The organism is Trichlorobacter thiogenes, assembly GCF_900167465.1.
Taxonomy (GTDB): domain Bacteria; phylum Desulfobacterota; class Desulfuromonadia; order Geobacterales; family Pseudopelobacteraceae; genus Trichlorobacter; species Trichlorobacter thiogenes.
Window position 1 is genome coordinate 28,045 of the sequence record NZ_FUWR01000012.1, and the last position, 14,663, is coordinate 42,707.

Annotated in this window: 17 protein-coding genes; all 17 read left to right on the plus strand. The window is 52.0% G+C overall.

The window, feature by feature from the left end:
* The first annotated feature begins 16 nt into the window (after positions 1 to 16).
* The 17 genes from B5D39_RS10930 to B5D39_RS11005 all read left to right on the plus strand — a co-directional run bounded on the left by B5D39_RS10930 (position 17) and on the right by B5D39_RS11005 (position 14,641).
* The gene (locus B5D39_RS10930) at positions 17 to 487 is read left to right on the plus strand and encodes a hypothetical protein (RefSeq protein WP_078790507.1); all 471 of its coding nucleotides are present in this window, start codon (positions 17 to 19) and stop codon (positions 485 to 487) included.
* A gap of 496 nt (positions 488 to 983) precedes the next feature.
* Positions 984 to 1,388 (plus strand): hypothetical protein, encoded by a 405-nt coding sequence (locus B5D39_RS10935; RefSeq protein WP_078790508.1) that lies wholly within the window; start codon positions 984 to 986, stop codon positions 1,386 to 1,388.
* A gap of 99 nt (positions 1,389 to 1,487) precedes the next feature.
* On the plus strand, positions 1,488 to 2,216 hold the full coding sequence (gene budA / locus B5D39_RS10940) for an acetolactate decarboxylase (RefSeq protein WP_078790509.1): 729 nt from the start codon (positions 1,488 to 1,490) through the stop codon (positions 2,214 to 2,216).
* Positions 2,217 to 2,368: 152 nt separating this feature from the next.
* Positions 2,369 to 2,815, plus strand: coding sequence for a hypothetical protein (locus B5D39_RS10945; protein WP_078790510.1), 447 nt, complete (start codon positions 2,369 to 2,371; stop codon positions 2,813 to 2,815).
* 86 nt (positions 2,816 to 2,901) lie between these two features.
* Positions 2,902 to 3,174 carry a hypothetical protein gene (locus B5D39_RS10950; protein ID WP_078790511.1) on the plus strand — a complete coding sequence of 91 codons (273 nt, stop codon included), beginning with the start codon at positions 2,902 to 2,904 and terminating at the stop codon, positions 3,172 to 3,174.
* A gap of 99 nt (positions 3,175 to 3,273) precedes the next feature.
* Positions 3,274 to 4,659: an SH3 domain-containing protein gene (locus B5D39_RS10955; protein WP_161947487.1), complete on the plus strand. Its 1,386-nt coding sequence runs from the start codon at positions 3,274 to 3,276 to the stop codon at positions 4,657 to 4,659.
* Between the two features lie 141 nt (positions 4,660 to 4,800).
* Positions 4,801 to 5,079: a hypothetical protein gene (locus B5D39_RS10960; protein ID WP_078790513.1), complete on the plus strand. Its 279-nt coding sequence runs from the start codon at positions 4,801 to 4,803 to the stop codon at positions 5,077 to 5,079.
* A gap of 99 nt (positions 5,080 to 5,178) precedes the next feature.
* On the plus strand, positions 5,179 to 5,613 hold the full coding sequence (locus B5D39_RS10965; RefSeq protein WP_078790514.1) for a hypothetical protein: 435 nt from the start codon (positions 5,179 to 5,181) through the stop codon (positions 5,611 to 5,613).
* 242 nt (positions 5,614 to 5,855) lie between these two features.
* Positions 5,856 to 6,299, plus strand: a complete 444-nt coding sequence (locus B5D39_RS10970) for a hypothetical protein (protein WP_078790515.1) — start codon at positions 5,856 to 5,858, stop codon at positions 6,297 to 6,299.
* Between the two features lie 261 nt (positions 6,300 to 6,560).
* A complete protein-coding gene (locus B5D39_RS17455; RefSeq protein WP_425274633.1) occupies positions 6,561 to 6,836 on the plus strand; it encodes a CVNH domain-containing protein in 276 nt (91 codons plus the stop codon).
* 442 nt (positions 6,837 to 7,278) lie between these two features.
* Positions 7,279 to 7,692, plus strand: a complete 414-nt coding sequence (locus B5D39_RS10980) for a hypothetical protein (protein ID WP_078790517.1) — start codon at positions 7,279 to 7,281, stop codon at positions 7,690 to 7,692.
* A gap of 48 nt (positions 7,693 to 7,740) precedes the next feature.
* Entirely contained in the window at positions 7,741 to 8,064 is a 324-nt protein-coding gene (locus tag B5D39_RS16815; protein WP_139366755.1) for a hypothetical protein, read from the plus strand.
* A complete protein-coding gene (locus B5D39_RS10985; protein WP_078790518.1) occupies positions 8,034 to 8,474 on the plus strand; it encodes a hypothetical protein in 441 nt (146 codons plus the stop codon). Before B5D39_RS16815 ends, B5D39_RS10985 begins: the two co-directional genes overlap by 31 nt.
* A gap of 381 nt (positions 8,475 to 8,855) precedes the next feature.
* A complete protein-coding gene (locus tag B5D39_RS10990) occupies positions 8,856 to 9,236 on the plus strand; it encodes a hypothetical protein (RefSeq protein ID WP_078790519.1) in 381 nt (126 codons plus the stop codon).
* Positions 9,237 to 9,366: 130 nt separating this feature from the next.
* A complete protein-coding gene (locus B5D39_RS10995; RefSeq protein WP_078790520.1) occupies positions 9,367 to 10,554 on the plus strand; it encodes a glycoside hydrolase family 3 protein in 1,188 nt (395 codons plus the stop codon).
* Positions 10,551 to 13,553, plus strand: a complete 3,003-nt coding sequence (locus tag B5D39_RS11000; RefSeq protein WP_078790521.1) for an ABC transporter substrate-binding protein/permease — start codon at positions 10,551 to 10,553, stop codon at positions 13,551 to 13,553. The genes B5D39_RS10995 and B5D39_RS11000 overlap by 4 nt, the downstream gene beginning before the upstream one ends.
* The gene (locus B5D39_RS11005) at positions 13,550 to 14,641 is read left to right on the plus strand and encodes an amino acid ABC transporter ATP-binding protein (protein ID WP_078790522.1); all 1,092 of its coding nucleotides are present in this window, start codon (positions 13,550 to 13,552) and stop codon (positions 14,639 to 14,641) included. The genes B5D39_RS11000 and B5D39_RS11005 overlap by 4 nt, the downstream gene beginning before the upstream one ends.
* Positions 14,642 to 14,663 lie beyond the last annotated feature (22 nt).

Sequence of the window (14,663 nt, forward strand, 5' to 3'; positions counted from 1 at the left end):
AAAAAGGAGCAACATCATGAAACATCTGACCATTACTGTCAGCAGATTTACCGGCCTCTTTGTATCGGCTGCCCTGCTTTTTGTGCCCGTATCGGCTACCTGGGGATGCGACACGGCGGACAGTTGGAAGTTCGGCTTGGTGCGAACAGACGGAGGAGAACCGAAGATCTACTGCAGCAAAAAGGTTGCTTATGATAATAAATCTGTGGTGCTGACCTATTGTACGAGCCCCAATGTTGATTCTCCCCCAGCCAAGCTTGTATATGATTGTCGGGACACGGAAGACACGATATCGCCAATTGACAGAATCAAGAATCACATAACCGTTATCCCATGGCATGCGAAGTGTACCGTAAGGAATGGTACGGTGGGGGGAACATATCAGCTCAATGGCTCTTCAGTGGCGACACTCCATTACCTCTCCATAGAAGGCGGGTTGTGTGAAGACGGTTACAGACTCTTGGGTATCTGGGCCAAAAAGAAATGAACATAACCGCTGGAGGTAGCCAGATCATTTTTTGCACTGGTTTGATTGTAAGCTCCACTCTAGGAGTGGTTGGGGGTGGTAAGGTTTTAGTCTTTGACTCTTACAGGAACTACTTTTAGTAGCAACGGGGTACCCCAAAAAAATGAAGTTGAGGGACCATTGAACTGTTGAGGGAGAGAGGGCCGCTTCCCGTTTTACCAGCAAGTGGCGCATGGATAGAGGCTATGGCTGCATACTCCAGAACACAAAATCCAAGGTAGATGACAAGCTAAAGATACGACAAGCCTTCGATCCCATTATCAAACCAGGCACAAGCGAAAGCGAGGCATGTGCGATTGCTTACAACTTGCTGAAATATTGAAGCTGTACATACAAAACAAAAAGGATAGTTCCCTTTTAACCACTGTTTTTACATCGCACGCTTCATATACCGGCGTGGCACGCCATGACAGATCAGATTTGCTATCTCGAATACATCTTGGAAAGGAAACAACAAATGAAAACAACAGCACGCATCAGTATAGTCGCCCTCTTCTGTATGACGTTCTTCGCAGCCGCACCGGCCTTCTCGGTAACACTGCCTGAGGCCGCCCCGAAATTTACGGGCAGGATTGTTGTCAACAAAACCATGGTCAGTTCCGGCTATCCTAATGGTTCCATGACCTTCAACAGCAACGGCAGCCTCACCTGCACCAATTACCCCAGCTTTATCGGTTGCAAGCACTGGCAGATTCAGCACGATGGCACCTTGCGGCGTGAATTTACGGACAGTCACACCGGCAAGACCGTTGAAGTAGTGGCAATCTGGAAACTTTTGAGCCAGTCCGGCAACACCCTGCAGGTGCAACAGACCTCCAACAATAGTGACGTGGCAACCACTGTGACCGTTACCATCAAGTAAGCAATTGACTGAAAACTTTATTAAAACAGGTGCCACAACCATACCTTTACCAATACAGCAGGCCCGCGCAACCATCATCGCCGTAAGCCAAGGTGACCCATGACAAACAAGACTCCTGACGCATCCCGCTGCAACAGCATCTATTTTTGCGCCCCGGTCAACGCCCTGGTGGAGGGGATCTATCAGCAGAAAATCCCCTTTACTGAAATCAAGCAACACGGTGACTTCGGGCTGGGCACCTTTGATCATCTGGACGGCGAGATGGTGATGCTGGATGGCGAGATCTACCAGATCACCTCCGATGGAGCAGCGGCCAGGGTGGCCGATGATACCCTGACCCCCTTTTCCTGCGTGACCTTTTACCAGCCGATGAGCCATGACCGGCTTGAGCAGCCCTGCAGTTACCCGGCGTTTCTGGAATGGCTGAACAGCCTGTTCCCTTCCCCCAACATCTTCTACGCCATCCGGGTTGAGGGGCATTTCAGCCGGATCAAGGTCCGTTCAGTGCCCCGCCAGGAGAGCTATCGCCCTCTGGCAGAGGTGGCCAGGGACCAGCCGGTCTTTGAGTATAGCGATACCGAAGGCACCCTGGTGGGCTTTTACACGCCGTCGTTCATGGGCTCGCTGAGCGTGCCGGGGATGCACCTGCATTTTCTCTCCGCAGACCGCAAAACCGGCGGCCATCTGCTGGAATGTTGTCCCAACGACGTAACCGTGGGCATTCAGTTTCTGACCACATTGGAGTTAGGGCTGCCGATGAGTTTTGATTACCTTACCTGCGACTTTCAGCGGGACACGGAAAAAGATCTGGAGAGCGCAGAAAAATAGGTTGTAAGCGCCACCAGAGTTGGCGGTCACGGCAGATAGTTGGCATAGCCACTTATCACAACATATTGGTATTACATTGATTACTTTTGGCGCACAATTTGTAATAACTCCAGCAGAGGCGAACATCCGCTAAACACAGAAGGGAGATAACCATGAAAAACAAATATGCGTCAGCTCTTGCCCTACTCACCCTTGCCGTTACTCTCTCGCTTGCATCACACGCAACGGCAGGACAGGTCACCATCATCAACAAAACCCAGGACTGGAACTGTTATATATCAGCCAAAGGCTACTTCCTCGGAATTCCAACCGAAATGAAAACCCCTTGTGCGCTCCCCGGCAAGACGGAATGGTTTCACACCTCGCTCTCGGTCGGCAACGTGGCCGCTCATTGCGTCTATAAATATAAAATAGGCGCCAGCGCCAGTACACAAGCATGCGACTATAACCTTAATACCGACTACGTGCATGAGGCGAAAAACTTTATTATTGACGGCATCTGGCTTCCCCACCGCAATTTTACGGTAACCGTTACCGGCAACCAATCGAAAATGCTTCATAAATATGGCGATATGACCTTTACACTGAAGGAAAATTAACGACGCTTTCAGTATAACAAGGCAAACGTCCCCCATGACGGTGTGAACTTCCAAGCCACACAGTCCCGCTCAAAAGGAGAACCACCATGAAAAAAATCAGCGTTGCTTGTACCCTGCTCTCATTACTGCTCGTTTCCGCACCGGCTTTTGCGGCAAACAGCTGTTTCTGCGTTGGACAGAACCGTTCCGCAGGGACATGTGGAAATGGCGGCGTGTCGGGCAGTTTTATGGATGTACGTAAAAACCTTCCCGACAACCTGATGAGGTTCCTGCTGCTTACACAAACGCTGCGAGACACCCTGTCCACCACAGGGAAAGCCTATGATCCAACATCAGGCTGGTCCTGCTGGAAAGAGTAACCACCGGCTGAAGACCACTCCGGGGGCAGCTTATAGCTATGCAAGCACAAGTAGGTAAGGCACCCTCGGAATAATACCCTGCTTATGGAAAGACCGACTATGACACGGACACCGTTTACCTGTTCAATTGTTGCCGCAACCTTGCTGTTCATCACAGCCGGATGCGCACCACAGCACACTGCTGTCCTTGTGAAGCAGGGTACGACAGCAGCTTCAACAGATGACTTCAACCGTTCAAAACCAGAAGAGCTGCCAAGTGAGATTGAGGATATCCAAAAGATACCGCAGAATCTGCGCAGGTTCACCGCCACACTACAACCACTACCAACCAGCGAAGAATCGGCCAACGCCCTGCGTCGGTTTCGCACACAACATTTCTCCCCCTGGACAGAGCCGCAGCCGACCCACAACCTCACACAGTCAATCCAGGGGATGAAGGATATCGCAAAAACAACCTGGTATGGAGAGAACCGTCTTAAAGTTAAGCCGGAGCGGATCAAAGTGATTCTTGGGCATGCCGACCTTGATCAACTGCCTTCCATGAACCAGCCGGGGATAGCCATAGCCCCCACCTTTATGCGGGGGCTGCCCAACCTGAAACCGCTGTATGAGACCTCTGATGACTTTCCCTTTGATCAGTTGCAATACAGCGAGGTAAAGCCCAACGAGCCGGTGCGTATCCTGCACCTGTCTGACACCGGGGCCTGGGCATTTGTCGAGACCGCCTATGGCCTTGGCTGGGTAAAGGCAGGCACGGTGCTACCGGTTGACAGATCAATGCAGCAACGGCTGACCAGCGCTGATCTCGTCGTCATTACCATGGATTTTGCAGTGATTCGGGATGACAAGGGGAAGGCGATGCCGCAACCCAGAATTGGTGCCTTGTATCCCCTTGTGCGCGAAGAGCCGGATTACTGGCTGGTTGAGCTGGCTGTCCCTGGAGAAGATGATTGGGCAACGCTTAAAACAGCACGGATCCTGAAAAAGGATGCCCAACGTTTCCCGCTGCCGTTTAACGCCGAAACCGTAACACATATCGGTAACGAGCTGCTCAAGACCCCCTACGGCTGGGGTGAGCTGTTCCGTGACCGTGACTGTTCCGCCACCACCAGAGATTTCTTCCTGCCGTTCGGCATCTGGCTGCCCCGTAATTCACGGGAACAGTTGCATTCCGGGCCTTTTGTCTCGCTGGCCAACCTCTCGAAACCGGACAAGGAAAAGCTGCTGATCCAGCAGGGGGTGCCGTTTCGTACCATTGTCCACCGCAAAGGGCATATCATGCTCTACGCAGGGCTTTTTGACGGCAGGCCGGTGGTGCTGCATACCACCTGGGCGATCCGCTTTAAAACCAAGAGCGGTCAGGAAGAAAAGTTCTACGTTGGCAGAACAGTGCTGACCACCCTGGAGGCTGGTTTTGAGCTACCCCTCTCCAGAGGAACCCTGCTTGACCATGTGGATGGTATACTGACGCTACCGGCCAAATAGTCTGCAAACAAAGTTGGCAGCACAAGACATGCGTTGGCGGTTATTATTCACATAACATACTGATATAACAATCATTTATTGCTGGCACAAAATCTGCTATGAGTTACATGTGGCTATCATGCAACTACCAAGGAGATCACCATGAAAAAAACTATCATCGGAGTACTGCTTTTGGGCATTATGCTGTCCGGCGTACCTGCCGAAGCAACTACCACCTGTCTGTGCGTTGGAAGTGGAAATACCAAATTCTGCGGGAACGGCGGTGTAGGAAGCGATTTCCTGGGCGTCCATACCAGAATATTAAGTCAGAATATTAAGTACTTCCTCCTGACATCGGCTTTGCAGGCGCAGTTGAGTGCCAGCGGCAAGGTGTACGATTCAAAGAGTGGCTGGTTTTGCTGGAACGGCACGTTGCAATAGCGGCAGATTGAAAACTGTATGGTTTTTGTTCTGACTAACGGAAACAAAAAAGGGGCAGCCCCCACTTTTTTCGGAACTGGATTGGGAAAGGAGGACATCATGTTCAGCAGGCGCAGGAGCATACGGTGGTCAGTAAATAGCAGCTCTCTATTTGCACTGGCAATTGCCGGTCTGGTATCGGCCACCCCCGGCAGTGTGCTGGCCGGAAGTTGCATGGATGGTAAACTTTCCTGCTCGATCAACTACATCTACAATGACACCCAAATCAAGATCATCAAGAGTGTCAAAATCGACTACTCCGCGACCATATCGCCAAGTGTAAAGACACGGGTGGAATGCAGCCAAGTCGCGGACGGCACGACAGACCTTGATTGCAGATCATGGACAACCTATGCCTATATTTACCAGATCAAGGTGGCCTATCCTGGCAGGATAAAAAATCCGGGCTATTCCGCCATCATCGGTGACACGTGTGAAAAGGTATGCAATGCGCTTGGTATTGGGGTGTACTACATGAACGGCAGACCGTTGTAACCGTCTATTGTCACCCGATCGGCTTCTGTGATCCGGTCATTAAGGTGCTGAATGCCCTGCTAATGGCGGACGGGGACGACAGAGTAAACCGGGAGTGCCCTAGCGCGCTATATGCCGACATTGTTGGCGTATCCGGACGAATGTTGGCGCACAGCAATGACATAATATACTGATATAACTACTTTCATCATTTGGCACGAACTCTGCGTTAGTAATTTTACCTTACAATACAGGAGATAGCCATGAAATCAGCCAGTGTCATTACCCTGTTTTTCTGTTTCTTGTGCCTGACCATACTTGCGCCAAATCGGGCTCGGGCGTTTCAGCTCCAGCTTCCCAACACCTATCAATGGAAGGTACAGTTGCCGAGTGACCTGCCGTTTGATCACTACACGATCACCATGCAGGCCGGCGGGACAACAAATACTGTGGTCCTGCAGCGGGGACAGATCTACACCTGGACAGCCCCCTATAACACGCCGCTCATGACAATCGAGGGGTGGAGGGTTGATAAATACAACAATAGGATCTATTTGGCAGGCCGCACCTGCGCCGGCACCGATTATGTACAAGGCCTTAATTTTGTCGAATGCAAATACAGTGTCAGTGTCAGGGTCTGCCCCAAACCGTCAATACCGCCTGATCCTGTCTTGGAGAACGTCAAATACGGTTTCTGCCCTAATTAGCCGGAATAAGTTCAACGCTTAATTCAGCTTAACACCACAATTCCAGGGGGAAAGATCCTGATGAAGACGCGGCAATACATTAGAAGTTTCCTTGTAGCAGCACTCCTCATGGCGACAATCACCGGTCAGTCAGAGGCAAAGGATTTCAGCGAAACCTGCAGAAACATATCACTACAAGGAAAGTACCTTAGCGCTGTGTGCATGACCTCAATGAAGTGTACCCCGGGCATAGAATCCCCCTGTATCTGTGACTTTCTCGGAATGAATTGCCGTATCGGACGGCCAACCGCAATCGATCTTAATCAGGGCATCTCAAATGTAGCGGGAGCGCTAAAATTTAAAGGGACAAATTTTAGTACCACCTGCAGCAACCTCCATCTTGAGGTAAAACCAGGTTATGAGGTTGCGATGACTGGTAGCGTGACCTTACATGCAAAGTGTAAAACCTGGGGACCTCTGTCTCTGGACATTCCTGCAGCACTCGATCTAAATACCGGTATTAGCAACAATAAGGGAGTGCTGCTGTTTGACCAGTAGGGATAACTGGTGAGGGAGTATAAATAAACCTGATAAGGAAAAGTAAATGAAGAAAAAAACACAGTGGTAATCGGGATGGTGGTCTATTTCATGATGATGGCGACTGTGGCCTGGGCTCTAGCGTCAGCATGGCTTCCGCTGATTCACTGACGGTAGTGCTGGCAAACAGGCTTCCAGGCAGCGTTCAGGTGGTAGCTAAAGTAGGCGGGTGGAGCATGTATTAAATTGCAGTACGATCCGGTTTAACCGCAGGCGTAGCAGGATGTAGCCACTGGTTTACCATGTCTTGCACTACCGCTAATAGCTGCTATTCTCTCATTTATGTCAAATAGATCGACAGCGGAAAACAGAGCTGGACTTTCCAGCAGCAGAGACAACGGATAGCGGCACAGGACAATGAAAACGGAAGCTCAGACAGTAGTTTATACAAAAGGAGGGTATCATGAGACTGGCAACGATCATCAGTATCCTGGTTATTTTGGCTTCTTCGGCCTCAGCTCACGCCAATGGCTGTCATTTTCTGGATCTGTATGCGTTTATAAAAGACTACCGGATCGGTGATGTGTACTGTTCAAAAGGCAAACTGATGGGCAAGGCCACCAACGACCTTTATGTTCAGCAAATCGGCGGGGAGGGACCAAGTTGCGATGTGACGTTCATCCAAAACAGTGCAGCGCCATTTGGTAACAACTGGGTAGAAGTTTCCAAGATACATATCCAGCAAAACCTGTGTGCCTTGAAGGCAGGTAACATCCATGTCAGCCACCTGAGCGGCAAGGTTCCCACCTACACGACAAAGGAAGGGAGTTTCTCACACAGCCGAAGCGGAAACATAACCATTACCGGCTTCAAGTAGCTATCGATACAGAAGGAGTCCGTTCCCTTCGGCAGACAAGAGAGCATCATGCAAGCAGCGTGCAAATCGTTTCATCGACCCCCAATAGCAATCCTACTCCAGCAGATCGGATCTGCGGCGCTGATCGTCTTTTTCATGTCGGCAATCAGCGCTGCAGCTGCCCCGACCCCCAAATATGCCCCCAAAACCGTGCCATTATCCCGCGACCACGTCTATTTCCAGAATCCTGCCCATCCGGCTCCCGACTACTGGGCCTTATCCGGCAAGCCGGTGGCGGATTCCCGTCGCTGTAACAGCTCAAGCTGGACAGAAAACCGCTTAAACACAAAGGGGAGGACAAAATGCATCGCTACTTCTTTAAAGGTTTCATGATACTCGCAGCGGCAATTCTTGCGCTGACAGCCTCGGTGCCTTCGAGCTGGTCAGGTACTTACATTGAAGAAGAGTATAAAAAAGTGGAAGCCTTCACAGTTGCAAGCCCATGGAAATGTACTTTTTCAAAGCTGCTGTTCTCTTCTGTCATCGAGTTCTGGCGCTGGGGCACATGGGAATCTTTCGAGCTGATGTATCAGGATACGTCAAGGCGGGGTTATAATCACCATTACAGATCCATATGCTACGCTTGCTATCATACAAGCGGCAATAGTTATGAGTGTTACATGGGCTCTTGTTTGGAAGGGAGTGCTGCAAGCGGCGACAGGACCGGACAGGTAGCACTGGACCCTGGTGTAACCAAGGAACAGGCCTGCAAGATTGTTTTCGAAAAGCTTCATGTGAAGTGACAACAAAAACCGTATTCAAGGGACGCCGGGTGACAAAAAAATGAAGCGGAGTTCCGCCTGTTTCCGTATCACAATGCAGAGCCGTTAAACCGCCAACAATGTTGGCAGAACCAGGCGTAAGTTGGCAGCTGCCGCAGAGATACAAGGTCATTAATTCAGCATGTTAGCCATTGGCACATCTATTGCTGAACAAGGTAACAACGGCAGAATGAAGGGAAACTGCCACTTCGTTACAAGTAACAGGTATAGCCAGGATACAGGCCTGCGAGGCCGTATTCAGGGAAACCAGATAATGTCAGAATAGCAACCGAACGACCGCTATTAGCATTCTATTGTCCCCATTCATTTGGGAACGTCCCTACGTAAACCAAGGAGATCGCCATGAAAAAGACAACCCTCATCACCGCATTCGCCACCCTGCTGACAACCGTACTGTGCAGTCTGGGCAGCGCCGAAGCCGGTATGGTCAAGGTCATCAACAACTCAAATTTCGTACTCGGCGTCGGCGTCAAATTCAGCGACGGCAGTAAAAGCAGCCCCGAGATCATCAACCCCAACAGCTCCAAGCCGGGGCTGGGATCACCGGTAAAAGCGGTCAGCCAGATCAAGGTGGTCAACACCACCGACGGTACCGATCCCAGCAAGGCAGTATTGAAGGAGTATCAGGAGCCAGCTCCCAAGCTGCTAAAAGACTACGTTGTTACCGTGGACAAACAGGGCGGTGTTATCGTTACCTCAAGTACCCCGGCGGGTTTCTTTTAAACGGTCGAAAGCAGTCGTTTATTCTTAAAAAGGAGGAGAACTGCATGAACAAGAGCATCCCAATCAGCACCTTTATCCCCGTTGCCGTACTCAACCTTTGAGCCGTAAACACTGAATCCTGCGAGGAAACATGCAGACCTGCACCCGCCGTACCTTTCTCAAAAACAGCGCCCTGACCGGTGCATCCCTGTTGCTGCCCGGCCTGCTGCTGGGCGGCTGCGCCGCCACCCGTCCGGCAATCCGGCAGAGCTTTCCCGACCTGCAGTCATGGCCGCTGGAGCGTAAGATCGCCCAGATGCTGCTGTTGGGGTTTCCCGGCGAGACCCTGGAACCGGGCAGCCCGATTGATCAGGCCATCCGGCGCTACGGTGCAGGCGGGGTGGTGCTGTTTGACAACAACATTGATCTGGGGGAGACCGGTCGCAACATCACATCCCCGGCCCAGTTAAAGCAATTGACCAGTGTCCTGCAACAGGCAGCAGAAGTGCCTCTTCTGATTGCGGTTGATCAGGAAGGGGGCGTGGTTGCCCGGCTGAAGGATCGCTATGGCTTTCCGGCAACGGTATCAGCCAAGCATCTGGGGCAGCAGAACCGACTGGAGCTGACCCGCGCATCCAGCGACAGCCTTGCAGCAACGCTGGAGGAATACGGCTTCAACCTGAACCTGGCGCCGGTGGTTGACCTGGCAACAAACCCGGACAATCCGGTAATCGCCTTCAAAGAGCGCAGTTTTTCTGCCGACCCTGCCCTGGTAACGGCCCATGCTGCCGAGTTCATCAAGGGCCACCACCGTCACCAGATCCTGACCTGCCTGAAGCACTTCCCCGGCCACGGCAGCTCTCGGGATGATTCCCACCTGGGCCTGGTGGATGTGACCCGTTACTGGCATGAAAACGAACTGCAGCCCTACCGTGACCTGATCAGCCAGGGGCTGTGCGATATGGTGATGACCGCCCACACCTTTAATACCGCCATAGATCCCCTGTACCCTGCCACCCTTTCAAAAGCCACCATTGATGGTATACTTCGCAAACAGTTGGGCTTTAACGGCGTGGTGGTCAGCGACGACCTGTACATGGGGGCGATTATCCAACATTACAGCTATGAGACCGCGGTGGAAAAGGCGATTAATGCCGGGGTTGATCTGCTGGTGGTGGCCAATGACAAGCTCTACAGCCCCGACATCATGCCCCGCACCATTGAGCTGCTGTTAACGATGGTGGAGCAAGGCAGGATTTCACGGGAACGGATCGATCAGGCCTGCAACCGGATTATAGCGATGAAGAAGCGCACATTGAAACATGGGGATGCTGCATGAAGAAGATTCTGCTGACGACCGTCAGCCTGCTACTGTTGATACTCTGCGCAGCAGGCTGTAGCAAGACAGAAAAGACAATCACCCGTCTTGATGATGCCAAGACAGCAAAGATCGGCGTCATGACCGGCACCACCGGCGAAGAGATTACCAAAGCGCGCTTTCCCAATGCCCAGGTAAAAAGCTTTGATGATGTGATGGATGCGGTTGCCGCCCTGAAGTCGGGGCAGCTTGAGGCGATCGTCACCGCCCTGCCCACCGCTGTTCAGGTCTCAAAGGTAAACAAAGAATTCACCACCCTGCCGGAACCGCTGGATAATGAAGACACCGCCATCGCCCTGAGAAAAGCAGACAGCCAGCTTTTGGCTGATCTGAACCGGATTATTAGCGATCTGCAGGCAGACGGCACCCTGGCCTCCATGCGGAAGCGTTGGTTAAAGGCAGATACCGGACCCTATGAAGAGCTGAAGCTTACGCCACCCACATCAGGAAAGCTGCTTAAGATCGGGGTATCTGCCACCCGCGAACCGCTCAGTTTTGTGGATAAGGATGGTCGGGTCACCGGCCATGACGGCGAACTGGCCCGTCTGATCAGCATCAAGCTTAACCGCCCGATTGAGTTTTCAAACATGAAGTTCATGGCGCTGATACCTGCCCTGCAGTCAGGCAAGGTAGATATGATCCTGAGCGGCATGACCGCCACGGATGAGCGCAAAAAAGCGGTCAACTTCACCCGCCCCTACTTTGCCAATGCCCAGGTGATGCTGGTAAAAAATGCGGTAAAAACTGCTGCTGCGTCAGACGACTCACTGGCAGGGCTGGGCAACAAGCGGATCTGCGTACTGAACGGCTCAGCCGGTGATCTGGCTGCCCGCAAAAACTTTCCCGGCGCACAGTTCCAGACCTTTACTGCCGCAGCTGATGCGGCCCTGGCGATCAAGGCCAACAAGGCCGATGCCTTTATCTATGACAAAAGCGTACTGCTGAACCTGGTTGTAAAGAACCCTGAACTGGTGATTCTTGACAAGCCGGTGGCCAAGCTGGAGGTGGCTGCAGCAATTAAAAAAGAGAACAGCCAACTGCTTGCAGAAATAAACAGGGCACTCCAAAACCTGAAAACAGAAGGCGACCTGCAACGACTCAGGCAAAAGTGGGTTGACGCAAAGTACAGCGCAACGCCAACGCTGTCGGCCACCGACACCACCGCCGCTAATGGTGTGCTGAAGATGGGTACCTGTGCCAATCTTGAACCGTTTTCTTTCCAGTCCAACGGCAAACTGACCGGCCTGGATATTGAACTGAGCCAGCTGATCGGCAAACAGCTTGGCAAAAAAGTTCAGATTGTTGATATGAATTTTGAGGCCCTGATTCCTGCCTTGCAATCAGGCAAAATCGACTTTGCCCTCTCCAATTTCAATGTAACTGACGAGCGCAAGAAACTGATCAACTTTTCCGCGCCGTACATCACTAACGACATCGGTGCGTTGGTCAGACGGAGCGACCTTCCGTCCAGTTCCGGCACCACCGGCGCCAAACCGGAAAAAGCAGGGGGTCTGCTACGCACTGCCGACGATCTGAAGGATAAACGGATCGGCGTTCTGCTGGGTTCGGTCCATGACACCTACGCCACCAAACAGTATCCCCAGGCCACCATCCTGCAGTACAAAAGCCCTCCTGATCTGATACTGGCGGTCAAATCCGGCAAGGTTGATGCTGCCTTTTATACCCACGAAACCCTGCTGGAGGTTCTGCGACAAGACAAAGAGTTGGCACTGCTGGGAAAACCGCTCTTTTCCGTTCCAATCGCAGTCGGCTTTAACAAGGGTAATGACGCACTGAAAGACCAGTTCAACACCTTCCTGCGTCAGATCAAATCAAACGGCCAGTTTAATGACATGGTCACCCGCTGGATCCTGCAGGGCAGCACCCAGATGCCAAACATTGACAATACAAAGAACAATGGCCGACTGGTGATCGGCATTGTCAGCGACAAGGGGATGCCGTTCACCATCATTAAAGACAATAAAATGATCGGCTTTGATGTTGAATTGGCTGAACGGTTTGCCGCCTACCTGGGCAAGGAACCGGTCTTTGCCGACATGGAGTTTGGCAGCCTGATTGCCGCCGCCTCAACCAACAAGATCGACGCTATCTTCAGTACCCTGATGATTACCGACGAGCGGAAGAAGCAGGTCGCTTTTTCAGAGCCGTACTATGAACTGGGGGCCAGTGTCTTTGCGCTGAAGAAGAATACTGCTGATGCTGACACAACAAGTCATGGCCCCAAGCTGGCTGCCCCTTCCTTCATCACCAACCTCGTTGCCAGCTTTCAGAGCAACATCATCCATGAAAAGCGTTATCTGCTGATCCTAGACGGCCTTAAAACCACCGTGATCATCTCCATCTTTGCCACCATCTTCGGCACCCTGCTGGGTGCCTTGGTCTGCTTCATGCGGATGGCACAATCAAACCTGCTGAATCTGCCTGCCAAGCTCTACATCGCCATCCTGCGGGGCACACCGGTACTGGTGCTGTTGATGCTGATCTTCTATGTGGTCTTTGCCTCAGTCAATATCAACCCGGTGATTGTGGCAATCATCGCCTTTGGGATGAACTTTGCCGCCTACACCGCAGAGATCTTCAGGACCGGCATTGAAGGGGTGGAAAAGGGACAGACTGAGGCCGGTATTTCTCTGGGCTTCACCAAGACCAGCACCTTCTTCCATATTGTGCTGCCCCAGATGGTGCGGCGGATCCTGCCGGTCTACAAAGGAGAGTTTATCTCGCTGGTCAAGATGACCTCCATTGTGGGCTACATCGCAGTGCAGGACCTGACCAAGGCCAGTGACATCATCCGCAGCCGCACCTTTGATGCCTTCTTCCCGCTGGTGATGGTGGCCATACTCTACTTCCTGATCTCATGGTTCCTGATGCAGTCCCTGGAGTACCTGGAACGGGTCACAGATCCAAAATTCAAAAAGAAAAAGGTGGCCAACCAATGATCAAGGTACACCATCTCTCCAAGACCTACGGTGACCTCACCGTACTGAAGGATATCTCCCTTACCGTTACCAAGGGTGAAGTCATCTCCATTATCGGACCATCGGGCACCGGCAAATCCACCTTCCTGCGCTGCCTCAACCTACTGGAGCAGCCCAGTGGCGGCTCCAGTACGGTGGACGGGATTGACCTGCTGGATAAAAAGAGCGATGTCCCTAAAATCCGGCAGCGGATGAACATGGTCTTTCAATCCTTCAACCTGTTTTCCCATCTGACGGTGCTGGAAAACCTGACCATCGGACCGATCAAGCTGCTGGGGATGCAGCGGGGTGAGGCAGAACAAAAATCCCTGGAGATCCTTAAACTGGTGGGGCTGGCTGAAAAGGCCGACAGCTTTCCCGATGAACTTTCCGGTGGACAGAAACAACGGGTGGCCATTGCCCGCTGTCTGGCCATGAACCCGGAGATCATCCTGTTTGATGAACCGACCTCAGCCCTTGACCCCACCATGGTCAGCGAGGTACTGGCCGTTATCCGGCGGCTGGCCAAAGACGGTATGACCATGCTGATTGTGACCCATGAGATGGCCTTTGCCCGCGATGTCTCCAATCGGGTGCTGTACATGGATGAAGGCCTGATCTATGAAGAAGGGACACCGCAGCAGATCTTTGAACAGCCACAAAAGGAAAAGACCAGGGCCTTTATCAACCGGATCCGCAGCTTCAACTATCGGATCAGCTCACCTGACTATGACCTGTATGCCATGAACGCAGAGATTGAACAGTTCTGCGAACGTCAGATCCTGCCCAGAAAGACCCGGCACAATCTGCTACTGCTGGTGGAAGAGCTACTGCAGATCCATAACCCGCTGCTGGCCACAACGACCCTTGACCTGACCATCGCCTACTCTGAGAAGAAGGAAACCATTGAGATCATTCTGGAACATCAGGGAGAGACAGGTAACCTGTTAGACAAGAAGCGCCTGCCCGATGAGCTGGGGCTGAACATCATCACTCACCTGGCTCAGGAGATTGATTATCAACGGGTTGATGCAACAAACCGGGTGACGGTGCTTTTGAAAAAGGATTGAGGCAGATGCAGCAAACCACAGC

Coding starts and splice junctions, on each gene's coding strand:
- B5D39_RS10930 (WP_078790507.1), top strand. CDS start 17: ATGAAACATCTGACCATTACTGTCAGCAGATTTACCGGCCTCTTTGTA.
- B5D39_RS10935 (WP_078790508.1), top strand. CDS start 984: ATGAAAACAACAGCACGCATCAGTATAGTCGCCCTCTTCTGTATGACG.
- budA (WP_078790509.1), top strand. CDS start 1,488: ATGACAAACAAGACTCCTGACGCATCCCGCTGCAACAGCATCTATTTT.
- B5D39_RS10945 (WP_078790510.1), top strand. CDS start 2,369: ATGAAAAACAAATATGCGTCAGCTCTTGCCCTACTCACCCTTGCCGTT.
- B5D39_RS10950 (WP_078790511.1), top strand. CDS start 2,902: ATGAAAAAAATCAGCGTTGCTTGTACCCTGCTCTCATTACTGCTCGTT.
- B5D39_RS10955 (WP_161947487.1), top strand. CDS start 3,274: ATGACACGGACACCGTTTACCTGTTCAATTGTTGCCGCAACCTTGCTG.
- B5D39_RS10960 (WP_078790513.1), top strand. CDS start 4,801: ATGAAAAAAACTATCATCGGAGTACTGCTTTTGGGCATTATGCTGTCC.
- B5D39_RS10965 (WP_078790514.1), top strand. CDS start 5,179: ATGTTCAGCAGGCGCAGGAGCATACGGTGGTCAGTAAATAGCAGCTCT.
- B5D39_RS10970 (WP_078790515.1), top strand. CDS start 5,856: ATGAAATCAGCCAGTGTCATTACCCTGTTTTTCTGTTTCTTGTGCCTG.
- B5D39_RS17455 (WP_425274633.1), top strand. CDS start 6,561: ATGAATTGCCGTATCGGACGGCCAACCGCAATCGATCTTAATCAGGGC.
- B5D39_RS10980 (WP_078790517.1), top strand. CDS start 7,279: ATGAGACTGGCAACGATCATCAGTATCCTGGTTATTTTGGCTTCTTCG.
- B5D39_RS16815 (WP_139366755.1), top strand. CDS start 7,741: ATGCAAGCAGCGTGCAAATCGTTTCATCGACCCCCAATAGCAATCCTA.
- B5D39_RS10985 (WP_078790518.1), top strand. CDS start 8,034: ATGCATCGCTACTTCTTTAAAGGTTTCATGATACTCGCAGCGGCAATT.
- B5D39_RS10990 (WP_078790519.1), top strand. CDS start 8,856: ATGAAAAAGACAACCCTCATCACCGCATTCGCCACCCTGCTGACAACC.
- B5D39_RS10995 (WP_078790520.1), top strand. CDS start 9,367: ATGCAGACCTGCACCCGCCGTACCTTTCTCAAAAACAGCGCCCTGACC.
- B5D39_RS11000 (WP_078790521.1), top strand. CDS start 10,551: ATGAAGAAGATTCTGCTGACGACCGTCAGCCTGCTACTGTTGATACTC.
- B5D39_RS11005 (WP_078790522.1), top strand. CDS start 13,550: ATGATCAAGGTACACCATCTCTCCAAGACCTACGGTGACCTCACCGTA.